This window comes from Acidisarcina polymorpha, from assembly GCF_003330725.1.
Lineage (GTDB): Bacteria > Acidobacteriota > Terriglobia > Terriglobales > Acidobacteriaceae > Acidisarcina > Acidisarcina polymorpha.
The window spans coordinates 189056-212742 of the sequence record NZ_CP030840.1 but is presented as its reverse complement, the minus strand read 5'-3'; the positions used below and the strand labels follow the sequence as shown (position 1 = coordinate 212742).

17 protein-coding genes are annotated in these 23687 nt (G+C 58.4%); 6 read left to right on the top strand and 11 right to left on the bottom strand.

Features of this window, described 5'->3' with window-relative positions; translation table 11 throughout:
* Nucleotides 1-24: 24 nt before the first annotated feature.
* The 4 genes from ACPOL_RS00990 to ACPOL_RS00975 form a co-directional block, all read right to left on the bottom strand.
* On the bottom strand, nt 25-690 hold the full coding sequence (locus ACPOL_RS00990; RefSeq protein ID WP_114205404.1) for an ATP-binding cassette domain-containing protein: 666 nt from the start codon (nt 688-690) through the stop codon (nt 25-27).
* On the bottom strand, nt 683-1492 hold the full coding sequence (locus tag ACPOL_RS00985) for an ABC transporter permease (RefSeq protein ID WP_114205403.1): 810 nt from the start codon (nt 1490-1492) through the stop codon (nt 683-685). The genes ACPOL_RS00990 and ACPOL_RS00985 overlap by 8 nt, the downstream gene beginning before the upstream one ends.
* A 183-nt stretch (nt 1493-1675) precedes the next feature.
* Nucleotides 1676-2587 carry an extracellular solute-binding protein gene (locus ACPOL_RS00980; protein WP_236657147.1) on the bottom strand — a complete coding sequence of 304 codons (912 nt, stop codon included), beginning with the start codon at nt 2585-2587 and terminating at the stop codon, nt 1676-1678.
* 244 nt (nt 2588-2831) lie between these two features.
* The gene (locus ACPOL_RS00975) at nt 2832-3557 is read right to left on the bottom strand and encodes a molybdenum cofactor biosynthesis protein MoaE (RefSeq protein WP_161557117.1); all 726 of its coding nucleotides are present in this window, start codon (nt 3555-3557) and stop codon (nt 2832-2834) included.
* Nucleotides 3558-3653: 96 nt separating this feature from the next.
* Here ACPOL_RS00975 and moaC point away from each other — a divergent pair, with 96 nt between their 5' ends.
* Together moaC and ACPOL_RS00965 are read left to right on the top strand one after the other, a co-directional pair.
* Nucleotides 3654-4163 (top strand): cyclic pyranopterin monophosphate synthase MoaC, encoded by a 510-nt coding sequence (gene moaC / locus ACPOL_RS00970; protein ID WP_114210536.1) that lies wholly within the window; start codon nt 3654-3656, stop codon nt 4161-4163.
* A complete protein-coding gene (locus ACPOL_RS00965) occupies nt 4160-4645 on the top strand; it encodes a MogA/MoaB family molybdenum cofactor biosynthesis protein (RefSeq protein ID WP_114205401.1) in 486 nt (161 codons plus the stop codon). Before moaC ends, ACPOL_RS00965 begins: the two co-directional genes overlap by 4 nt.
* On the opposite strand, the gene ACPOL_RS00960 is transcribed toward ACPOL_RS00965, so the two are convergent.
* Entirely contained in the window at nt 4642-5238 is a 597-nt protein-coding gene (locus ACPOL_RS00960) for a nucleotidyltransferase family protein (protein WP_161557116.1), read from the bottom strand. The genes ACPOL_RS00965 and ACPOL_RS00960 overlap by 4 nt on opposite strands.
* The gene (locus ACPOL_RS00955) at nt 5231-6367 is read right to left on the bottom strand and encodes an XdhC family protein (protein WP_114205399.1); all 1137 of its coding nucleotides are present in this window, start codon (nt 6365-6367) and stop codon (nt 5231-5233) included. Before ACPOL_RS00955 ends, ACPOL_RS00960 begins: the two co-directional genes overlap by 8 nt.
* Nucleotides 6368-6575: 208 nt before the next feature.
* On the opposite strand from ACPOL_RS00955, the gene ACPOL_RS00950 reads away from it, so the two are divergent.
* Nucleotides 6576-7517, top strand: a complete 942-nt coding sequence (locus ACPOL_RS00950; RefSeq protein ID WP_114205398.1) for an alpha/beta fold hydrolase — start codon at nt 6576-6578, stop codon at nt 7515-7517.
* Nucleotides 7518-7527: 10 nt separating this feature from the next.
* Here ACPOL_RS00950 and ACPOL_RS00945 read toward each other — a convergent pair whose 3' ends face one another.
* A complete protein-coding gene (locus tag ACPOL_RS00945; protein ID WP_114205397.1) occupies nt 7528-7764 on the bottom strand; it encodes a hypothetical protein in 237 nt (78 codons plus the stop codon).
* Nucleotides 7765-7920: 156 nt separating this feature from the next.
* Between ACPOL_RS00945 and ACPOL_RS00940 the strand changes: the two genes are divergently transcribed.
* Both ACPOL_RS00940 and ACPOL_RS33360 read left to right on the top strand, forming a co-directional pair.
* Nucleotides 7921-12429: a DEAD/DEAH box helicase gene (locus tag ACPOL_RS00940; RefSeq protein ID WP_114205396.1), complete on the top strand. Its 4509-nt coding sequence runs from the start codon at nt 7921-7923 to the stop codon at nt 12427-12429.
* Nucleotides 12422-12592: a C1orf53 family protein gene (locus ACPOL_RS33360; protein ID WP_236657146.1), complete on the top strand. Its 171-nt coding sequence runs from the start codon at nt 12422-12424 to the stop codon at nt 12590-12592. The genes ACPOL_RS00940 and ACPOL_RS33360 overlap by 8 nt, the downstream gene beginning before the upstream one ends.
* A 1-nt stretch (nt 12593) precedes the next feature.
* Here ACPOL_RS33360 and ACPOL_RS00935 read toward each other — a convergent pair whose 3' ends face one another.
* From ACPOL_RS00935 to ACPOL_RS00920, 4 genes are all read right to left on the bottom strand, one after another.
* Nucleotides 12594-16046 carry a TonB-dependent receptor gene (locus ACPOL_RS00935; RefSeq protein ID WP_114205395.1) on the bottom strand — a complete coding sequence of 1151 codons (3453 nt, stop codon included), beginning with the start codon at nt 16044-16046 and terminating at the stop codon, nt 12594-12596.
* A gap of 187 nt (nt 16047-16233) precedes the next feature.
* Nucleotides 16234-18432, bottom strand: coding sequence for a VWA domain-containing protein (locus tag ACPOL_RS00930; RefSeq protein WP_114210535.1), 2199 nt, complete (start codon nt 18430-18432; stop codon nt 16234-16236).
* 149 nt (nt 18433-18581) lie between these two features.
* On the bottom strand, nt 18582-21956 hold the full coding sequence (locus ACPOL_RS00925) for a TonB-dependent receptor (RefSeq protein WP_114205394.1): 3375 nt from the start codon (nt 21954-21956) through the stop codon (nt 18582-18584).
* Between the two features lie 56 nt (nt 21957-22012).
* A complete protein-coding gene (locus ACPOL_RS00920; protein ID WP_114205393.1) occupies nt 22013-22699 on the bottom strand; it encodes a DUF5666 domain-containing protein in 687 nt (228 codons plus the stop codon).
* 221 nt (nt 22700-22920) lie between these two features.
* Between ACPOL_RS00920 and ACPOL_RS00915 the strand changes: the two genes are divergently transcribed.
* Complete coding sequence (locus tag ACPOL_RS00915; protein ID WP_114205392.1) at nt 22921-23637, top strand: VIT1/CCC1 transporter family protein; 717 nt, start codon at nt 22921-22923, stop codon at nt 23635-23637.
* Nucleotides 23638-23687: the final 50 nt, after the last annotated feature.

Genomic DNA, 23687 nt, shown 5'->3' with positions numbered 1-23687 from the left:
GTCAATTCTAAATGGTGATGGAGTTTACGGTTTTTGGGCCAACTGACCTCCGTCGATCCAAAAGGTTCCTTTCATCGGATATTCGGGGGTTGGACGATGCGCGGCGATCAGGCAAATCCGCTGGTTGGTTGTGGATTCTTGCTGCAACAAGTCAAGCACCGCAGATTGCAGCGCCGCATCAACCGCCGAGAGGGGTTCATCGAGCAACAGGATCCGCGCCGGGGAAAGAAGCGTCTGGATCAGGGCGATGCGTTGGGTTTCTCCCCCGCTAAGAGCGCTGGTCGGACGGTCGAGCAGATGCTCCACCTGAAGTTTCTCAGCCAGCTGTCTGCTCCGAATCGTATTCGAATCGCTAAGATTCGCCGCGAAGGCGAGGTTCCGGCCAACCGTCCAGTGCGGGAAGAGCCTCCAGCGCTGAGGCAGCAGAGCGATGGAGCGGTACTCGGGAGCACGGAGGCCGACATCCTTTCCGCTCGCGAGTATGTTGCCAACCGACTCGGCGTGGAAGCCGGCGAGTGACTCCAAAAGCAGCGATTTGCCCGCCCCGCTGACCCCCGCAAGCCACCAGCATCCCGCACCGGGCAAGGTGAAGCTGGCCGGCCCGAGCGTCATTGCGCCTTTGGAAAGCGAGAGCGCCGTCACTTTCAGGGAAGGAAGCCCAGACGAGCCTTCGAACGAGCTTTCAGGCATGTTCGAGCGCCTCGTTCGGCTGTAAGTAATGAAGCACCCCCTGGAGCAACAACCCGGCGATGATCATCAGGGCGGCCAGCGGGCGGACGGCGTCTAGGCCTTCGTTTGAAAATCTTTCGTAGATCAGTACCGGCAGGGTTCGCGGGAAGTAAGCGACGACCAGGATCGCGCCGAACTCCGAGGCGGAGCGAGCGAGCGCTACCGCCGCCCCGCCAAGCAGATTGCGGCGGACGAGCGGGAGTTCAATCTGCAGCAAGGTACGCCACGGGCCAGCGCCGAGGGTGCGCGCGCGCAGGGCATAAGCGGGATCCAGTCCGGCAAAGGCCTGGCGGCAGACCTGCACCTGGTACGGCGCGGAGACGAAAACCATGGCCGCAATAATGGCCGCGGGCGTGCCGAGCAGCGATCCCGAGCCCGGCGAGAGATGGAGCGACTCGAGGAGCCGATTCAGCAAGCCGGGACGCGCAAGCAGCAGGAGCAGCGCGATGCCCGCGACTGGGTGCGGAATGAGCAGTGGGATGTCGATGAGCGGAAGCAGGATGCGGGAGATCCAGACCGGCCGTTTAGCAAGCCAATAGCCGAGCGCCCCAGCGAATACGAGGCCTATTGTGGCTGCGGCAGCGGCGCAGCTAAAGGTGAGGATCAGAGCCTCGCGGACCTCGGGAACGGTGAAGAGTTCAAGGATCGCCAGCGGCGAAACCCAGCTGAGTTGAACCAGCGGGACGATCAGGAAGGCAAGTAGCAGCGCACCCAGAGTGGCCGCGAGGGCATGAAGACGACGGTCGGCTGGGCTTTGCTTCACTTGCTTATGCTAGCGGATGCGGCATGGAGCTTCCCGTCAGACCAGGCAATCATAGGAATCTCGTTTGAACGTTGAAGTATTGAATGCTCTTGGACGGCTCGAAAGGAGATGGCCCGAAATCCATTTTTAACAGCGGCTCCAACATGTTCAGGCGCACAGCATTCTTGCACGCTCCACTTCACTTCACTTTGCCAGCATCTTCAGCCAATCCGGCGCGGTTGCAATATCTCCGCCGACCTTAGCCGCTAATGGTTGCTGAAAGGCTGATTGCAGCGCGTTCCGACCTGCGTCGCCGTAGAGTGCCTGGACGAATTGGGCTGCCGCTTCGGGGTGGGGGGCGTCGGCGGCGATCGCCACGGCGTACAGAATCGGGCGGCCGCACTGCTGCTGGACCGTCCCGGCGTGATGCAGGTCGATACAGGCATTTTTGTAGCATTGTGCGAGGGATGGGTCGCTGAGATTGATCTGCTTGGGCAAACGCAGGAATTTGAGTTGATGCTGCTCGGCGACGGAACGATACTCCCAGGCGTAATCGACCTCGCCCGCGCTTAGCAAGGCAAGCAGCTGGGTGGAGTCGCTGCGGATGTTCTTTTGTGGAATGGCAGCGCGAAGCCTCGCGGCGAATCCAGGCAGGTGATAGTAGCTCTCGGCCAGCGTCCAGGCGATGACGGTGTTATAGCCCTCCGGGTCGGTTTCCGGATCGGAGTAGGCGGTCTGCACCCCGCTCTGCTGGAGGATCTGGGGCCAATTCGCCGCGCTGATCTGGTCGGCGGCCTTCGATCTGGCGGTGTAGGCGATGCCAATCTCATTACCCGCGAAGGTCGACCACCAGGGAAAGCGAGCAGTCTGTGCCGGACTTCCTGGCTTCTCAAACAGAGTGACATCGGCGAGCGCGAGCACATCGACCGGCTGGTTCAAATCCACGTCGCTGTGCAGAAGGAAGCGGGATCCGGCGCTCCGTTGGCGGCATTCAAGAGTAGGCAGGTTTCTGGCTAAAGTATCGAATGGCAGCGTGAGAGTAGCGGCCCGATCGACGATGACGACCTGAGTCGCCTGGGCCAGCGCCGCGGGGATTCCGAGGCCTGCGGCAGACAAGATTGCTGCTCTAAAAAACTTTGACAATCCGTGCATGAACCATCCAATCCGCGCATTTTCATTCATCGACGATCGTATGGAAACGTTATAGAGGAAGTATAGATGACGTCATGTGTCCTGAGTCAGGAGTTAATCTAGGGATTTACGAAGGGTGAACTGACGAAGGGGATGGGAGCGTCTCTCTGAAAGCGCGAAATCTTCACCTCGTTCAGGATGACAGGACACTGGTTTACGAATTTCAGGCTCAGGACACTAGGTCCTCAGCAGTTGCCGCCCCTGGCAACAGGACTCCTTCAACCCAGTGAGACCGGGAAGCGGTAATCTCCTTCTTCCAGATTGGAACGGTTGCCTTGAGAGTGTCGATGAGAAACTTGCAGGCGGCAAAGGCTTCCCCGCGGTGCCCAGTGGCGACGGCTGTTACCACGCAGACCTCGCCCGCAGGAACGGTCCCAAGCCGATGCAGCATGACGATTCCCTGGATAGGCCAACGCCGACGGGCTTCCTCGGCGACTGCGCGGAGAGCGCCAAGCGCCATCGGACGGTAAGCGTCAAACGCGAGTGCGACCACCGGATCGGCATCATCTTCTTTGCGAACCAGCCCTTCAAAGGTAGAAATAGCTCCATAACTCCCAGCCTTATTCACAAGGTGTTTTCGCCAGGGGTGGGCTTCGAGCGGCCCATCCAGAAGATCGATGATGTCGGGAGGAGAGATCGCGATGGCGTCCGATCCGCCGCAGACTGGAGGCAGCAAGGCGACTTCATCTTCCGGGGCAAGTGGATGATTCGGACCAACAACGACCTGATTGACCGCAAGATGAAGGGATTTCTCCAGCTGACCGAGGCGACTGTCACGCTGGCGGTAGTGCTGGTAGACATCTTCGGCGCGGGGAGAACCGGGAAGTTCAAGCGACTCTTCGCGAACGCCGTAGATCTCCGCCAAAGGTCCAAAAAGCAGCACACGGACACGCATGGGGCGAGTATGGCATGCGGCAACTTCAGGAGCAAGTTCCTCCTCCGGACGGAACTTGACCGGAACTTCGACGATTGCTGCCGGTATCCTGAAAGCATGGAAAGTTCTCTTAGCCGTGAACCAAAGCTCTCGCATCTCCGGTCCGACGGTTCGGTGCGAATGGTGGATGTCTCGGGAAAAGGCGATACGCTTCGCGAAGCCGAGGCACAGGCGATGGTTCGACTGGGTCGCGCTGCGCTCCGTGCCTTACGGGACAATCCCAAGGGCGATGTGCTGGAGGTCGCCCGCATAGCCGGAATTATGGCCGCCAAACGGACGGCGGAGCTGATCCCGCTGTGCCATAACCTGCCTCTGACCGGGATCGATGTGGAGGTGTCGGTGCGCGGTACGCTGGTTCGCATTCGCGGGCGGGTACGCACCACCGCCGGCACCGGAGTCGAGATGGAAGCTCTAACCGCGGTAACCGTCGCCGCGCTCACTGTCTATGACATGTGCAAAGCCGCCGGTCACGGCATCACCATCGAGCAAATCTGCCTCTTAAAAAAGAGCGGAGGCCGCAGTGGCACCTATGTGAAGAAGAGCGCGCCGAGAAGAGCGAAGGGATGAGCGAGATTCCGCTACGCGCTGCCGTGATCACGGTGAGTGATCGTGTCCATCGTGGGGTCTATGAAGACAAATCCGGCCCCGCCGCTCAAGCGAGCCTCAAAGAACTTGGATTCGAGATCGTTGCGACGGTAGTCGTTCCGGACGAAGCGCCAGCAATCACTGACGCCTTGCTGACGTGGTCGTCGAAAGCAGAGCTTGTGGTGACGACGGGTGGCACCGGCTGCGCCCCGCGCGATCTCACGCCGGAAGCGACTATGCCGGTGCTGGAGCGCCTGGTGCCGGGAATTGCGGAGAAGATGCGAATCGCGGGGAGTACTTTTGAGCCGCGGTCCTGGCTCTCCCGTGGCGTCTCCGGGCTGCGGGGCAGGTGCCTGATTGTGAATCTGCCGGGTAGTCCTAAAGGTGTCATTGAGAGCCTGGATGCGGTGGGCATGGTGCTAATCCACGCGATTCGGCTGGCGAATGGCGACACCGCGCACTAACTCCTTCGAAGACCAAGCTGTGCAAGGTCTTCCGGCGTATCAATGTCAAAATCGCCGTCCGGAAAATCCACGGCGGCTACCTGATCAAGATGCCGGAGGAGAATGCGACGCGCCCCCTGGTCCCCGGAAAGCTGGAGAAGTTCCGCAAAGACTTCTCGGTCGAAGACCGCTGGCACTCCGACTGTCTCCCGGTAGCGGGAAGCTGTGGCGATTTTCCGCTGCGACGAGTGCGTGCTCAGCAGATTCCGCAAGATCGGTAATCCCAGCCCGGGCTGATCGCAAACCAGGATCAGGATGCACTCGGGCAGGGGACTGGTTTCGAGCGCAGCTTGGACACCGGCTTTGATCGACGAGGCGATTCCGCTCGGCCAATTCTCGTTGACGATCGGCGAACAGCCGAGGTCAGTCAGTTCTACCGACAGCATCTCCGCATTAGCGCCCAGGACCACAAAAGTGGGGCTACACCCCACTTTAAGCGCGAGCCTTGTCGTGCGTCGCAGCAGGGACTCTCTTCCGATCCGAACGAGTTGTTTGGGCTGGCCCAGCCGCGTCGAATCGCCAGCCGCAAGCACAATAGCCGCGCAGTTATTCACCACTGGTAGCCGTAAACAAAAGCTCCGGCGAACTGGCCAGATGCAGAGGGGCGGCACTCCTCTGAGTTAAGGCTGCCTGAATCTCGGCGATGATGGAGAGGGCGATAATCTCCGGAGATCCAGCCCCCAGGTCGAGGCCGACCGGCGATCGCAATGTGCCCAGAGCTTCACGGCGATCAACGCCGGTCAGCCGCGCAATTTCATCGACAATGCGCATCGTTCGCCGCTTCGGACCCAGCACCCCAAGATAGCCAAGCGGCAGCGGTAGAAGGTGACGAAGGATCGCGAAATCCTGCTGGTAGCTATGGGTCAGCACAACTGCGGCATCGCCAGGCGCAATGGGCAGGTCCTTTAATGGGTCATCAAGCGAAAGGATTGCAACTCGCTGCGCCGTGGGAAATCGCGCCTGGCTAGAAAGGTTGGATCGTCCGTCGGCAATCGAGACCTCCCATCCCATTTCGGCCGCCAACTTTGCCAGCGGCTGCGCATCATCACCCGCACCGAAGACAAAGAGGGCCGCGGGCGGTGCGACGTACTCCCCACACACCTCGAACGCCTTTCCTGCGAGTGTCATCGATGCCGTGCTGGATTGCGCACTTTCGAGAACGTCAAGCGCCATCGGCAACAGTAGCCGCTCCAGCTCGGCAGAGATACCGGTTGCTGGTGGGAGGTCTTGACTGGAGGTGATGATCAACCGGCTGCCAACAGGAACGTCCGCTGAATCGGTGCTGACTACAGTCACGATCGCAGAAGGCGTACGCTCCTCAACGGCCACGCGCAATGCCTCAAGGACCCCACTTGCTTCTGACGTCCGCTCAAGCAGCAGCGAAACGACGCCGTCGCATCCCAGTCCGTGGTTCGCTTGCGAATCGTCGTCATAGGCGGTGTTGTAATCCTTGACGGCTGGACCCCCTTCCGTCAGCCACCAAATTTTTTTGCTGACCTCTCCTTCAAGGCAGCCACCACTTACCGTCCCCACACGGAGGCCGCTGCGAGTAATCATCATTCGCGCACCAGGCTTGCGATAAGACGAGCCGGCAACGCGTATCACCGTGGCAAGTGCGCCTTCTTCCCGGTTTGCCCGCATGCTCTTCCACAGTTGCACCAATTTCCGGGTTTCGACCGACATGCTCTATTTTCCCCCGACCGGCGCTAGTCCAATTGTCTGCAGCAGTACCAGCTGGTCAAAAAATGCCACCACTGTATTCGTCTTTGAAAAGAAAAGTCTTATGATACCAGAGAGACACGGCGCAGGCCAACAGGGCGGATTCGAACGTTGATAGCTGCCATATTCTTATTCTAGTAAAGGCCTATGCTTCAGATTGCTCCTGGTACCTATGTCAGATGCAGTGACAACCCGGTTGATTGACGCGAATCATCTTCGATTTGAAGTTATGGAGTGCGGCGAAGGAGAGAAGTTTGCGCTCTGTCTTCACGGTTTTCCCGAACATGCAATCAGTTGGCGCGCCCAGATGCCCGCGCTGGCTGCGGCAGGGTATCGAGTCTGGGCCGTGAACCAACGGGGCTACGGGAGGTCAAGCCGGCCTCAAAAAGTCAATGATTATTCAATCGAGAAGCTGATGGCGGACGTGGCGGGCCTGATCGATCAAGCAACGAGAGAATTCAATCCACGTGAGGTGGCGCTTTTGGGCCACGATTGGGGAGCGGCGATTGCCTGGTTCTTTGCCATGCGCCGGCTCCGGCCAATCGACGCTTTAGTGATCCTGAACGTTCCGCATCCAGCTTGTTTTCGAGCTGCGCTCCGGCACTGGCGTCAACTTCGCAAGTCCTGGTATATCGGCTTCTTCCAAATCCCGTTGCTGCCTGATCTCCTGTTGCGCGCTGCGCATGGGAAGGCCGTCGAGCGGATGTTCCTTCGCTCTTCGTGCCACCCGGAATATTTTTCGTCGGAGATTTTAGCGGTCTATCGCGAGAACGTCAGCCAACCGGGAGCGGCGACCGCGATGATCGACTGGTATAGAGCATTTGCACGCGGAGGTTTTCAGCGGCAGATGAGAATGGGATTTCCCAGGATCGATACTCGGACCCTTGTCATCTGGGGATTGGAAGATGTGGCTTTGGATCCGATCACGCTGCATGGAACCGAGCGTTACGTGACTGACTATACTCTGCGTACGTTGCCTGGATTTTCTCATTGGGTCCAGCAAGAGGCTCCAGAGGTAGTGAGCGCCATGATCACGGCATTTCTGGCAAAGCATCGTGTGCCCACGCTTCAGGCGTTTCGAGAGAGCGCGGAAGCTGGCCGCGCTCCGTCCTGAGCCTGGCTACTCAGCAACCATAGCTGCGACCCTCTTCGGCCGTTGTCTCCCATGGATAGCTCTGGATTGGCGCGAAGGTGCGTTGGAAGAAACTGTCGTCAACGACATAGCATTCGCCGTCTTCCCCTTTAATGATCCACTCGCCTTTCTGCACATGGCGAAAACCGGTATCAGTGGTGATGGTGCGGGCTTGCTGGCACTGTTCTGCGTCTACGAGAAGTGGTCTGCAGGTACGAAATGCACTCATGAGGAAAATGCCTCCGCCGGAAAAATCCGGCTAGTTCAGTAGATGTCTCCATCCGTAAAAGGTGGATGCGGGAGCTGTAAGTGGTTTGTAAAGAGTGAGCTGCTGAAGTGCTAGCTTTTGGGCGAATAACCGACGAAGATCGCGCTAGAATGTTCTATGCCAATTGCTTCAATCGACCGGGATCATAGCCTTTGTTCCCGTTCGGCCGGGTCCGGACTAGAGTGGGCCCATCCAGTCATACAGGAGTGGTTCGTCGGCCGCTTTGGAACACCGACCGAGCCCCAGGAGCAGGGCTGGCCAAGCATCCTTGAGCATCGTCCGACACTGATCTCCGCGCCCACCGGTTCAGGCAAGACGCTGGCGGCCTTCCTGATTTGTATTGATCGCTTGTTGAGGAAAGCGATAGCCGGCAACCTGGATGCCGTGACCGAAGTCATCTATGTTTCGCCGCTCAAGGCGCTCTCAAATGACATTCAAAAGAACCTGGATGGACCGTTGCGAGAGATTCAGGCGCTCGCTCTGGAAAGGGGCTACCTCTGTCCGGGAATTCGTACCGCGGTCCGAACCGGAGACACGCTGGCCGCAGAGCGACGCAAGATGCTCAAGCGACCGCCCCACATCCTCGTTACCACTCCCGAATCGCTGTATATCCTGCTTACCGCCGAGAAGAGCCGGGAGAATCTGCGCCGGGTGGAGACGGTCATCGTCGATGAAATTCATGCTGTCGCCGACGATAAGCGCGGTGCCCACCTGGCGCTGACCCTGGAAAGGCTCGACGCGCTGGTTCGCGGCGAGAATCGGCTGACTCCCGGCGCCATGATCGCAGGCCGCAGCGCGGCTCCGCTGCGAATTGGCCTATCTGCCACACAGAACCCCATTGAATTGGTTGCGGAGTTTCTCGGCGGCGAGCACGGCCGCGAAGTCGCGATCGTGCAAGTCGGACAACGGCGTCCGATGGATCTTCTCATTGAAATACCGGACGACGAATTGACCTCGGTTGCGACCAACGCCATATGGGACTCGATCTATACGCGAATGGCGGAACTCGCCAACGAGCATCGTTCCACACTCGTCTTCGTCAATACTCGAAGGATGGTGGAGCGTCTGGCTTTTGCGCTAGGTGAGCGACTAGGAGCCGAGAATGTCGCGGCCCATCATGGCAGTCTCTCGCGCAAGCTGCGTCTGGAAGCCGAACGGAAACTGAAGGCGGGCGAGATCCGGCTGCTGGTTGCCACCGCATCTCTCGAGCTCGGTATCGACATCGGCAGCATTGATCTCGTCTGCCAGGTGAATTCACCGCGGGCGATCGCTGCAGCGATGCAGCGTGTCGGCCGCGCGGGACACTGGCGCGGAGCTATCCCCAAGGGCCGTCTTTTTGTCACGACGCGCGATGACCTGATCGAATCGGCGGCTCTGGTTCGGGCGATGCGCAGTGGGGACCTGGATCGGCTCGAGATTCCCGATAAACCATTCGATGTACTGATGCAGCAGATTGTTGCCGCTTGTGCAGCCGAGCCTTGGGAAGAAGAAGCGCTGTTTAAGGTGGTCAAGCGAGCTCACTCTTACCGCAGCCTAACCCGCGACGAATTTGAAGAATTGCTTTGTCTGCTCAGCGAGGGCATCGAAGCAAGTCGCGGCCGCTACGGCGCCTACCTGTTGCGCGATCGAGTCCAGGGGCGCATCCAGGCGCGTCGCGGGGCCCGCACCATTGCGGTATCGAATGGTGGCACAATCCCGGATACGGCTTTGTTTTCGGTGATTGTGCAGCCTGAAGGAGTCCAGATCGCCACCCTCGATGAGGACTTTGCCGTCGAGTCGTCGGCGGGAGATGTGATCCTGTTGGGCAATACCAGCTGGCGTATTCAGCGAGTGGAGAGCGCCGGACGCGTGCTGGTAGAGGACGCGCATGGCCAGCCCCCTAATGTTCCTTTCTGGCGTGGTGAAGCACCCCAGCGAACCATGGAGCTCTCGAGCTATGTTTCCGGTCTGCGCACCGAAATCGATGAACGAACCAGAGACATTCTTCCCGGATATATCAGTCAGACAAATCGTTCTGTAGCAGAGACTGTGACTTGGCTCAAGGAGCAGTGCGGCGTAGACGATGCAGGCGCGGAACAGATGATTGGCTACATCGTGGCCGGACGCGCCGCGCTTGGCGCTGTTCCAAGCTTGACCACGATCATCGCCGAACGGTTCTTCGACGAAGGCGGCGGCATGCAGCTCATCCTGCATGCTCCGTTTGGAGGACGAATCAATAAGGCGTGGGGTCTGGCGCTGCGCAAGCGGTTCTGTCGCGGCTTTAATTTTGAGCTGCAGGCGGCAGCAACCGACAATGGGCTCAACATCTCGCTCGCCGAACAGCATAGCTTTCCGCTGAGTGATGTCTTTCATTTTCTTACTGACCAGACGGTAACGGAGCTGCTTGAGCAGGCATCCCTCGACTCACCGATCTTTCGTTCCCGCTGGAGATGGGACGCAGGCCGGAGTTTGCAGTTGTTGCGTTTCCAGAAGGGTAAGAGAATAGCGCCGCAGGTGCAGCGGACGCGGTCCGATGATCTTTTGGCCAGCGTCTTTCCCCAGGTGGCGGCGTGCCAGGAGAACATCCAGGGCGATCGGGAAATCCCCAACCATCCGCTGATTCGCGAAGTTATGAAAGATGTGCTGACCGAAGCAATGGATCTTGAAGGTCTCAAGCAACTGCTGCTTGCCATGGAATCAGGAGCAGTGCGCTGCCTGGCGGTTGACACGACCGCGCCTTCGCAATTCGCTCACGAGCTCTTGAACGCCAATCCCTATGCCTTTCTTGATGACGCCCCGTTGGAGGAGCGCCGGGCTCGCGCAGTCAACATGCGGGGAACGGTCCCCGACTCGGTTTTGGGTGAAGCTGGAAGGCTCGATCCCGCGGCCATCGCCGCCGTGCGCGAAGAAATATGGCCCGACATCCGCGACGAGCACGAGCTTCACGATCTGCTATGCGTCCTGGTCGCGGTTCCGGCCGAGATGCTGAATGACCCGCGGACCCAAGACTGGAACTTGTTGTTTGAGCGCTTGCTGCAACATGGGCGTGCCGTGATTGGCGAGTTTAACGCGATCGAATACGCGATTGCAGCCGAACGCATTGATCAGGCAAAGTCGTTGTGGCCAGAGATGAAGATCTCGCACGAAATCGTTGTCCAACCCGATAAAAGGCAACAAACCGTTGAGGACGTATTACGGAAATTAGCCTTAGGGTGGCTGAACATCCTTGGGCCGGTGACGTCGCGGTCATTAGGCCTTCGCCTTGGACTGGCTTCCACTGAAATCTGGAAGGCAATGGTGCTGCTGGAGTCTAGCGGAACCATTCTGCGGGGAGTCTTTGAAGGACAAGCAACTGCGGCGGTTACAGATGAAGACGTTGAGTGGTGCGAGCGTCGGTTATTGCAGAGAATCCACAGGCGAACTCTGGGAACGCTCCGCAAACAGATTGAAGCCGTCACCCCGGCGTTGTATATGCAATGGCTGCTTCACTGGCAGCATCTTGCGCCACAAACGCAGCTTGCCGGGGAGCAGGGAGTACTAGATGCGATTCGCGGCTTGGAAGGCTTTGAGGCGCCCGCCGTGGAGTGGGAGCGATCACTCCTGCCGCAGCGCGTCAACGGCTATGACCCGCGCTGGCTCGACTCTCTGTGCATGATGGGCATAGTCGGATGGGGACGGGTTTCACCGCACCCGGCATTCAACAGTGCAGAAACGGGCGGCCTCGCCAACCGGCGCATCGTTCCAACCAGCATGGCCCCGATCACGTTCTTTCTTCGGGAAGAGGCATTGTGGATGGATTTGTGCCTGCAACAGCGACAGATCCCGGAACCCTCGCTTCAGGCTTGTCTCAGCGAACTTGCAGGAAAGCTCAGATCTTGTCTCGCCGAGCGGGGAGCGATGTTCTCCGGAGATCTGGTTCGCTGTCTGGCCGCGCCACCCGCTGATCTTCAACGGGCTCTATGGGAGTTGGTCGCCGCGGGAATGGTGACTGCCGACGGATTCGATAGCCTGCGCATCCTCATCGATCCCAGACGAAAGTCTGCGTTTGCGGCGCCGGCAGGCGTGAAAACGTCACGCCAACGAAGTGGCGCCGGCCGCTGGAGCCTGCTCTGCGAGGATGCAGCGGGAAACCATGCCGAGCGCGAAAAACAGATCGAATCAGCATGTGCCGTGTTGCTGCGCCGCTATGGGATCGTCTTCCGCGACCTGCTCGTTCGCGAAGAAACCATGCCCAGGTGGCGCGATCTGCTGGGGATTTTTCGCCGTATGGAAGCACGAGGCGAAGTACGAGGCGGTCGTTTCCTGTCAGGTTTTGGCGGCGAACAGTTCGCATTGCCTGAGGCAGTTGAATCACTCCGGGAATTGCGGCGAAAACCCGGCTCTTGTAGCGAGGTGAAGGTGGCTGCAGCAGACCCTTTAAACCTGGTTGACATTGTGGTGCCAGGAAAACGAGTTCCCGCCGTCCCCGGAAAGACCGTCACCTTTCGCAATGGCGCAGCAGTGACTGCGGAGCCAGAATTGGACAATACGAAGGAAGCAGAGGCTGAGGCAAATGAAATCGCGGCGGATGAAATCGCAAGTGCTCGACTCTTTGCCTCTCAGCCAAGACCGCTGAGACAATTGCCATTGGAGATTGCCGGTGCCTGAACTTCCCGATTGGGCCTTGACTGGAGAGCCGACCATCGAAGGTGAAGACTATTACTACGACGGACCATACATGGTCTTCACCGAAAAGTATCATCTAAAACGTGGCTATTGCTGCGGCTCTGGCTGCCGGCACTGCCCGTGGAAGGTCGAGCAACCGAAATAGCCTAAAAATCGATCCTTGCAAAAAACTCGATGACTCGCCCGGAATCGGCTCCTGGAGATACGCCGAAGAGCGAATTCTCGATAAGCGCCTCGTTCGTTCCAGCGGAGATCGGCTGCAGGTTTGTTTTGTTGAAGACGTTATAGGCATTCGCCTGAAACCGGAAGTGGGACTCGTGGCCAAGCACGCTGAAAATCTGTTCTTTTGCAGCGGAAAGGTCGGTGTCCATGTAACACGGGCCATTCCAGCTGTTGCGGCCGATCCCCGGAGGTCCAGACTGCCCAATGAGGAAGTACTTCTGGCCGCCGCCAGGGAAGTTGGTTCCATTGATGTAGGCCCCGTTGGAGCAGGAGTTTCCCGCGCCTCCAAAGTAAGCAAGTGGCCGTGTCGGCGCCAGCGTTGAAGCGCTCTGGACCACAGCCACCGTTGGCTGGCCAGTCACCGGTGTCCAGGGAAAGCCAGTATGGAACTGGTAAATTCCGTTGATCTGCCACCCGCTTACCAGGTTCCCAACCAGCCCATGGCCGTTGTGATACTTGGGCAGATCCCAGTTGCCGGCGACCGTAACCCGATGGCGAACGTCGAAGTCGGAGGGTCCATACTCCGACACCGGGTTGGCCGGATCGGTCTGGTTCGACAGGCTTCCCGGGCCTTCGTTCGAAGATTGATCCAGGCTCTTCGAGTAAGTGTAGAACGCAGTGATGTTATAGCCGTGGCTGAACCTCTTATTGAGCTGCAGGTTCAGCGCGTTGTAGTTGGTGGCGACATCGGTGGTGGGAATGTAAGTGTTATTAAAGGGCGACAGCACCGAGCCGGTAGCACAGGAACCGTCGGGATTAGTGGGCGCGCAGGTGGGATAGAGAAAGTTTTGATCGACCAGCCGCGGGAAATGGTGGCCAACTGTTCCTTGGTATCCGACGGTCGCGACGATTTGGTAGGGGAGCTCGTACTGGATCTGGCTCGCGAAGCTGTAGATCATGGGTTGCGCGGTATGAGGCGAAGCCCCGTAGACCTCAATGGCGCCTGCTCCGTTCGGCAAGCCAGTAGTTGGATCGGTCCCCACGGAGAGATAAGGGTTCACCGGATAACTAAAGGCGGATCGGGTGGCGCCGCGGGCGAAGACGATATGGGTCGCTGCGGGAGTCTGCGTGTCCGACGCACAGCAGAGGCCGAACTGAGCATAGCCGGGACCGTTTTCGAAGCCGTTCAGATAGAGTCCGTCATCGAGCCGATCGTAAGACATGCCGAAGCCGCCGCTAACCACCAGCTTGTTGTTAGCCTTTTCGGGCGACCAGGCAAATCCGAATTTGGGTCCCCAGTTGTTGTAGTTGGAGTTGAAGATGTGATTGACCGGGGCAAGCACAGCGGCACTCAGAAACGTCGCATAAGTGGGTCCGAAGATCGGCTCATTGATCCGCGAACCTTTGTTGTAGAGCGGCTCGAAATACTCCCAACGCAGGCCGGTATTCAAGGTAAAGTTCGGCGTGATTTTCCAGTCGTGCTGAATGAAGCCGGCAAGGTTGTGATCGCGGAAATAGCGCTGTCCGATTGCCGGACCGCCGCTGTTCGGATTGGCTGCGATGCTTTCATCGATAGGGGCATCGTTCGCGTAATTCCAGATGCCTTGAAAGACGTAGTCGGGACGCGAGAATCCACTCAGATTGTCGTTGTCTTGTTCCCAGCGAATCAAACCGCCATAACGCAGTGTGTGCGAGCCGAATGTCTGAATGAGCTGGTCGCGAAATTCGTACGTATTCTGAGCAAGGATAGCTGGAGTCGTCGATCCCCAGATCGGACCATCGTAGAACCGACCGAATGTATACCCTTGTACTTCAAAGCGCGGAATACCAAAGTCGACCGTGGTTCCAGCGTCGCTGATCTGGTTATCTTCGTAGCGGCTGTAGTTGGCGCGGGCCTCGTTGACCAGCTTGGGGTTGAAGGTGTGAATGTACACCACCGTTCCAGAAGAGTTGAAAGGTTTGAAGGGAAGGTCGGAGAGCGGCTGCGCCCCGGTGGACGCATCCGGACTCGATTGCGACAGCTTGACGAAGTAAACGCTGGCAGCAAGTTGATCGCTTGGCGTCAGGTTCCAGTCCACCCGGCCATTCCACTGATTCCCGCGATAACGGGAGGTCGTTCTGACCTGCGCGAATTCAACGTCTGGTATGCCGTCGAGTCCTCCGCCGCTGGCGTTGTTGGCTAATGCGGGAGTCGCGGCGTTATAGGCAGGCAAATACGTTCCGAGTCCACCAGCGAAGGAGCCGATGTCCGCTCCGGTCCCCACAGGGGTGCACACGGCCTGCAGATTCTGGCAGGATATTGGCAGCACGCTGACCACTTGCGGTGCGCTTCCCGGACCGGTCAGAACGCCGGAGACGATCCCGCCGCCTCGCAGAGCCGCAAGGCCGCTCAGGTATTGAGGCGTCGGTACGTACTGCTCCGAAAAGCCGCTGTTGATATTGCTGATGCCCTCGTAAGAACTAAACAGGAAAAGCTTGTTCTTCAGAATAGGAAAGCCGATGCTGCCTGCCCACTCCCGTTGCTTATTCTCGACACGGACAGGCAGCGCGCCGGAAGGCCCGCCATATGGCTGAAAGGCGTTAAGCCCGGGCTCGTCATACTGGAAGAAGAGACTTCCGTGGAGATCGTTCGACCCCGCTTTGCTAACGACCCGGGTATGCAGCCCTACCTTATAGCCGTCGCCGGCGTCGAAGCTGCTGGAGGTAGTGGTGATTTCGGCAACCGACTCAGGATTAGGCGTGACCACAGCTGAGCCGCCATGCGAGAGGCTGTCGACGCTGACCCCATCAATCAAATAGGTGTTTGAAGTGACACGCTGGCCGGAGGCCGACGCCTGGATTTGGTTTTCAGTCTGGAAGATTCCGGAGTTCGACTGATTGCCTGATTGATTGTTGGGCAGCGAGACACTGGAACCAGAGCCGCTTCGAGCCGCGTCCGAGACGGTTCCGGGCGTCAGACGAAGCAGTTCATAGGGATCACGTCCGACGATAGGAAGCCGGTTGACGTCGGCCGACGATAAGGACGTGCCGATATTCGCGTTGGACGTATTGAGGACCGAGACGTCGTTGGCGGAAACGGTCACCGTCTGCGACGCCGGACCCACCTGTAGCTTGATGTCCAGGTTGCGCGGAGTCTCGCCGGCCAGGCTCACCTCTGACGTTTCGTTCTGGAAGCCGGTAGCGGTCACGGCTACCGAGTAACCTCCTGGGCTCAATTCGCTGAATCGATAAAATCCTGCGTCAGAGCTGGTGGTCGTCTTCACCGCCTGAGTTGCGGTGTTGGTCAGCGTCAGGCTGGCGCCTCGAATAACCGCGCCAGTCGTATCTGTGACAGTGCCTGACAGGCTGGCGTTAAATTGCGCCTGTAGAGGCGCGGCGCAGCAAACAAGCGCCAGAAATGCGACCGTTCTTAGCCAGCAGACTCGATGATTTGTCATATGCCTCCAAAAAGACCCAAGCCGCGAGTGTCCAGCGGCTCCAATGGTATTTCAGGATCGCGGGCAGCGGATCACGCAACGGCATTCACTTAGTGATCCGAAATGATCGGCGAGTTGCCCGGGGGAGTTACTAGGTTGGTTCCCTACGATCCATTCTCTCCCTAAGCTCCATTCTCTTAGGAGGATCTTATTGCGCGCCCGTTGGCGACGGGGCCGGAGCTGGAGATGGCGTTGGAGTTAATGGCGCGGGTGCTCCTGGAGTTGGAGCTGCGGGCTGCGCGTCGCGGATCAGCAGTGCAGTCCGCGGGAAGCTGAAACTTCCGCCTGCGTCGTCGATGACGTTGATCTGGCAAGTGTAAAGCCCTGCCTTGAGCGCGGTCAGCGGCACATCGAACTGAAAGGCAACGGCGTCCCGGGATGGAGTGTTAATGTCTTTCGCCTCGACGAGCGGTGTTTCGTAGACCTTGGTCGAGCCATTGAGAAACTCGATGCTGGTGAGGACCCGCACCGGCGAGCCGGAAGCTCCCTTGGCCGGCTTCGCCGTCTTCCCATCGGAGGAGCCCTGGTCCGCCGTTCCGGCATGCTTCGGATCGTAGACCTCATAGAGGAAATAGAGGTGTTGGTCCTGGCGGAAGACATGGGGGAGATTGGGAACGAACTCCAACCCATCGCGCACCAGGGGACTGGCGTCCTTCTTATTGGTGTTGGGAATGCGCTGGCTGGCCAGGACCACGGAACTCAGCTTGAGTGGGGCTTTGCGGAGATCGGGCACATTAATGTCGGTCTCGAACGAACCCATCTTCCCAGTCTCGTTCTCGCGGACGACGAACTTGAGGTGGTATTTCCCGATGGGCAGGTTGAATCCGGTTGAATATTGAATGTTCTTCCGCGAAACCTGTTGCGCCTGATCGATGGCCAGCTTCACCGTTTGCCGGGCGTCGCCGATGTCGCGTCCGGCTGCATCCCGCACCACGCCGATGATGTCGAGGGTCGCCTTGTCCCGATCGCCCCCTTTGGTGAAGGGGATCTGGGAACCGGGCACCACGATCGAGACGGGTACAAAAAAGTGGGTTTCGTCGACCCTGAAGTAAAGAGCCTGAAGATAGACGGCGACGTCGGTCGCGGGCAGTTGGCTGGCCAGCTCTTCATCGAGCTCGCGCTCGCGATCTTCATTCGTGGAGTGTTTAAAGTCCGCCGGGGCATAGTAGCCCTGACGGTAGTCGAGCTTTACGTCGTTCCGGTTGATCTTGACTGTGAGCTTCCGATAGCGGCCATCGCGGCGTGGATCCGAGGAGCGGAAGCCGATCGTGTAGTAGGCCGAGGTGTCTTGTTGAAGCCGCTGGAAAGCGGGAGCGAAATCATTCGAATCGAAGAATGCTTTGCCACCGGTATCGGTCGACAGCGTCGACATGACCTCCTGTGAATTGAAGTTGGAGTCGAGATTGTTCTGCAGCGCCGAACCATTGAAGGCTCCGGTGCCGCGCAGGCTTCCAGTGGTGGCGTCGCCGAGGGGAGATATCGCCTGCAGACCCCTGGTGTCCACGCTATAGATGGAGAGGTTGGCGCGCACCGCGGCGTTGACGGCGTTCCGCAGAGACGCCTGGTTTTCGATGCCATCGCGCGAGATGCCGCCGGAGAAATAAAGCAGCGATTTTTTCTCCCCGATATAGGCCAGCGACTTCGAGATCGTGGAGATGGCGAAGAGTTCACGATCGGTATTGATGTCGTTGTACTCGGTCTCGTCCGCGGTGTACGCAGTGGAGTCTTCCACGGTATTTGTAGTAGTGGTCGCTCCGGGCGCGAAGCCCTGGCCCTCCGATCCGTTATATTGGCCAACCGCGTGGAGCAACGCGGCTTTGTTTGCCGTGAAGTCTTGATCGAGTGAAAGGCTGGTGTTCAGGGAGACGACGGCGACCAGATCGGCAGGCTGCATCTGCTTGTTGACATAGTTCTTCGCCGCTTCGACAGAGCGGTCGATGTCCTCCGGCTGCATCGAAGTCAGATCGAAGAAGAAGACGATGAGCCGGTGGTTGCGGAGTTGCCCCCCGCTCACCACGATCGGCTTGTTCAGGGCGTCCTTACCTCTGCTTCCTGTCATCCCGCTTACGGTGGCCTCATTGAGCGGCGTTGCCTGATCAACGCTTTCGAAGTCAAAGGTCGAGATCTTTTGCGGCTTGCCATTTTCTAGAATCGTAAAATCATTTTGCGTGAGTCCGCGCACCACCTCGCCGGTCTTCTTGTCTCGCACCACCACATTGGTTAACACCAGGTCGCTGTTGATCTTGAGCGTAAACGAGCCATTATTGGGTTGAGCATCGGAAGGCGGCGGTCCATCCGGCGTCGGCGGCGGTCCCTGCGCGACCGCAAGTAGTCGAAGGCCAATCATGAGGAAGACCACAGCGGTGAGCAGCGTTGGCGAGCATCTACTTTGACCTCGGAGAGCGCAAAGTTCCTGGGCAAAGAAACGGCAGAAGAGCAAAGCTCGCAAGGTTCGAGACAGGATAGCGGCCTTTCTGCTCTTCGTCGTGTTCATCGCTAAAACCTGTACCTGGCCAGAAACGTGATCTGGCGCATGGATTGAGCGGAGGTGACCTGACCGAAGGCGGTCGAGTCGAACTGCGTATTCACCCCGGCATATTGGACGATGTTAAAGGCGTTGCTGGCGGTGCCGCGGACCTCCAGGCTCTTTGAGTCCTTGAACTGGAATGTCTTCGAAAGCGACATGTTGACGTCGGTTGTGCCGGGCCCGGGGATTGAATATCGCGAGGCGCTGCCGAAGTTGTCGCCAGGCGGAGCCGCAAAGGCAGCGGTGTTGAACCACTGATTAAGGCTGCCCCCGCCAGATCGAATTGACACCCCGGCGACACGATCCGGACGCAGCGAACCGGCCGTGCCGCGGGCGACATCGGCGATCGACGCTGAGATAGCCGGCGTTAGTGGGGATCCGGTGGCCAGTGTGTAGCTCCCGGAGATGGACCAATCTCCAAACGCATGAGAAGCCCAATTTCCATTGCTCAAATAGTGTTTGTCTGGGCCGAAGGGGAGTTCATACAAGAAACTTCCTTTGGCCTGGTGTCGGATGTCAAAGCTGGAATTGCTCTCTTCGGCGAGGATATTTTGCCAGTTCTGCGCGGGCTTCGGAGAGGCCGCACCCACGGACGAGGCATCATCGATCGAATGGGAATACGTGTAGGTCATCTGCAGCGAGATGCCGTTCTGGAGACGCTTGTTTGCGCGAACTGCGAGAGCGTTGAAGTTTGAGAACGCCACAGAGTCCTCGAAGTCGAAGAAAACGCCGCTTGCGGGCGCGTTATTGTAGATTCCGGGCGCACTCAAGACGTCGAGGCGAGTCCCTTTGGCGCCGTTATAGCCGACATTCAGCACGATCGCCAGCGGCAAGCTGCGCTGGATATCCAGATTCCAGACTTGTACGTAAGGCAATCGATAGTTCTTATTGACTGCGTAATTCGCTGCCGCTTGGCTGCCGGAGAAGCCATTGGCCAAGGAGATCGCCGCGCCGGAGGTCACTTCGTTAGTCTGTACGTTCGCGAACGGCGGCTGATAGGCAAGGTCCTGGATGAAATTGCCATATTGGGCGACGGTGTAGTTGATGCCGTAACCAGCGCGAACCACGGTGTCTCTGAACGGTCTCCATGCGAGACCCAGACGCGGCGAGAAGTTGTTGCGCTCCGGATAAATCAGGGAATGCGGATATCGCTGTCCGGAGATCGGCCCGATACCATTCGGGAGCACCCGCTGCACCTCAGTGAATGCCGAATTGTAATCAAGGGTCGCCAGCCGGTCGTCCTTCTCGGAATACGGGGAAAAGTACTCATAGCGGAGACCGGCGAGGATTGTGAGGTTGGGAAGAGCGCGCCAGTCATCCTGAACAAATAAGTCCCAGGTGTCCTGACGCATGTAAGCCTTTTGCTGAGGCGACTGGATCGTCGATTCCTGCGGGAGGCCGAGCAGGAAGTCTGCAAACGAAGATCCGGATAGGGCCACCTGGCTGCCCGATTGGCTGCCCGGCTGTTGAGTCGCAAAGCCGGTGAAGTAGAAGGTGCCAGTCGAGTTCGTTCCGCCGATCAGGTTGAGGTCGACGCGATGAACGTCTCCGCCGAAACGAACATTATTTTTTCCCCGACGCCAGGAACTCGACTCCGAAAGCCCAAAACTTTGAGTAAGGCGGAAGTTGGGCTGGGTTTGATTCAGGCCGTTGAACTGGTTAAAGACCAGGCTTGGCAGACCCCAATTCAATGGGTTCGGATTCAGCGCTGAGCTCCCGCCGGAGCCGAGGATGCCGGTCTGGGTGGCGACGTCTTGAGTATTGGTGAAGAAGTTCCTTAACTCTGAATCATTGTAGTTCCAACTGAAGCTGATGTTGTTGGTTAGCTTGCCTTTGCCGATCGAGTAGCCCACGGTGGCAGAGTAACTGTGCGTCTGCTCTTTCCCACCTAAATCGGGGAATATATTGACCTCGTCAGTGGCCGCATGGCTCAGGTTGAAATTTACATTGAGGCTCTGGTTCAGGCCGTTGCCAGTGTTAATGAACTGTCTGAGGAACGAGGGAGCATTGCCAGTCGACGCTCCAAAACTATGGTTATAGCGAACGCCCAGCACGTCGGTATTTGACCCCTGGGTGGTCAAAAGGCGATAGTTCTGGGTAGTCCCGGGGAGGTTCGGCGCAGGCAAGTACTGCAGCAACGCGCTCGCCTGTGGGCTCAATGGAGTATCGATGGTGTTGTTCGGATATTGCAGGCCGGTCGTTGGATTGTAGATCGGCACCAATGCTCCATTGATGCCAACGAGTTGCGAAAAATTTCCTGTCCGCTCCAAGGCCGTCGGCACGGTCGCGTATTCGTTAAATGGCGAGCTCGTCCGCTGACCGGAAAGAGTCAGGAAGACAAAATCCTTGCTGCTCGGCTTGGTGAGCTTGGGGATGAATGGTTCGCCGGCCAGGGTGATGCCGTAGTGGTTGGTGCTGTAACCAGGATTCTGGGTCTGTTGGCCGCGGACGGCAAAGGGCTGGGCATTCAGTGCCGAATCGCCGCCGTTCCAGAATATGGCGCCATGCGGTTGATTGGGCTTGAAGTTGCGGAAGTTGCCAAAGCCACCGCCGCGTCCACCGCGACCGCCGCCACCGCCCCCGGGTCCGCCGAAACCGCCTCCTGGGCCGCCCCCAAACAATCCAGCGCCCGTGCTTGCCGTTTGTCCCGGAACCTGGGAGAGTCCCTGAAGCTGCTGCTCGTTCTCGAATCCTTGCCGGATCTGGTCACCCATCCCGGCGAATAGATTGGTCGTCCCCGTCTGACCGGTGACGGCTACTGAATCTCCTGAAAAGTCGGAGTTGCCCGAGATGGACGGTAAGGATGCGCCGGCATTGCCTCCGCCTCCCACTTGCAGCGCATCCGCGACCGCGCCGAGGAGAGATAGGGTCTGAGCGCCTCCGGCGCCAAGTTGGCGGGTTGCAGCTTGTTCGCGCTGATCTTGCTGGGCGGCGCGGGAGGCCAGTGTCAGGCCGAAGTCTGCCTGTTGGTCCCTGCTGGTGGCGTTCAACAGCGCTTCTTTGGTCGCCGTAGCAAAAGCCGCAAGCTCCGCCCGGATTACGTACCGGCCATTTTGCGGGATGGTCATCAAATAAGCGCCGGCGACGTCCGTCGTGGTGGCGAATTTCTTGCCGGTAAGGGTGTTGGTTGCGGTGATGCCCACTCCAGGTAAAGGGATCGTGCCGGCCTTCACCGATCCGTGAATCGTCCCACCGGCGACGGTCGCAGCCGGCGGAGTTGGAGATGCTGGTTGGGTAATCGATTGAGTAGTCTGCGCCTGCGTCAGAGATACAACGTTGCTTGTTGTGACAATCACAAGGGACACCAGTCCAAACCAGCCGGCGAATTGTCCGCGGAAGCTCATAATGGATCCAAAATTTGTGGCGAAAGGCCTTGCAACGTGGCCGGCAAATGGAAAACTTACGGATTCGGTGGGGGAGCTCCAGCCGGCCCTTGCCGGTTGCTTTGGCCGCGGTCTTCGCCTCCGGCCTCTCCTCCTCTGACATTCACCGACGTAGCGACGAATGTTCCATCTTTAACGGCTCCCTGAGCGCCGAGCCGATCTCCCACCTGGATATCCGCTAGTGTGATGCTGTCGTGACGTTTTTTGAAGGAAGTATTTTCATCAACTGAAACTGCCTGAGTCGCTCCATCCAATCGCTTTAGCGTGATAGTCGTGTCTTTGATGGAGGTCACCTCGCCGGCCGTCCAGGTCTTGCCGAAATCCTCGCGCATTTTCTTTGCTTGTGCAGCTTGTTCGGCAGTCAAGACAGCCACAAAGACCGCGCCGACCGTCTTGGCCTTGGCGTCGACCTCACCGCCCGCAACCAGAGAATCTCCAGTGTGGATATCGTTCAACTTGATCGGCTGCCGCTCTTTCATGATGTGGCTGTTGGCACTTGTGAAGACCTGATAGCTCTCCCCCTCGTCTGTCTTGAGGGTGATAGTTGTGCCGGAGATAGCAGTCACCGTTCCATGCAGACCACGTCCGCCCAGCATCCCTACCATTCCGCCTCCGGGACCACCCTGTGGGGGACCCTCCTGGGAATAGATCGGGCTGGTAATGGTCGCAAGCATCGCCAACAGCAGAAGGAGGCACTTGGCCATTGAAAAAGCTCGCAGATGTGAAGATTGCGCTTGCATTTCGAAGGGATAGACGGGGCGCTGGAGGGGTAAGACGCAGCAGATCGCGGATCCGGAGACGAGTTACCTCATTCGAGGAGAGGCCTACTCGTCCGGAGGTCTCTCCCCATCAATATTGCCCGGCCCAAATCACTCCTGGCTTCGGATTTTGGAGTTAGCCGCCACCTTCAATTAGACTCCCCTCCATGCATGACACCAATCGGGCGATCGCCGGTCACGACGAAAAACACTTTCAATCGGGAGAGTTGGTCCGCGACGTGGTCATCGGGATGTCCGATGGGTTGACGGTGCCCTTCGCACTCGCGGCCGGGCTCTCGGGAGCAGTCAGCTCCACCCATCTGATCGTTCTTGCCGGCATGGCGGAGATCGCCGCTGGTTCGATCGCCATGGGGTTGGGCGGGTATCTCGCAGCTCAGGGCGATGCGGAACACTACGCGAGCGAGCGAACGCGCGAGGAACGCGAAATCGTCGAACGGACCCGCGACGAGGAAGAAGAGATTTACGAGATCTTTGAGGAATATGGAGTGGAGCGTTCGGAAAGCGCTTCCGTGCTTGAAGCCCTGAAGCGAAATCCGACGGCGTGGGTCGACTTCATGATGCGCTTTGAACTTGGCCTCGAAGAGCAGGAGAAAGGACGGGCCCGGCAAAGCGCGCTTACTATCGCTTTGTCCTACATCGCCGGCGGCTTTGTGCCGCTGCTGCCCTATATCTTGATGGGGCAGGCATCCAAAGCGCTGGTCGTCTCGGTGGGGGTCACCTTGGTCGCACTTTTCACCTTTGGCGCGGTCAAGGGCCGGCTCACGGGGGCTGGCGCATGGAAGAGCGCCTTTCAAACCACGCTTATCGGAGGGGTGGCCGCAGGCGCGGCCTTCGGATTAGCCAAGCTCCTCAACAAGATGTGATCAGGCGACATCAATCAGACTCTTAAATCAAGAATTCGCGAATCCAAATC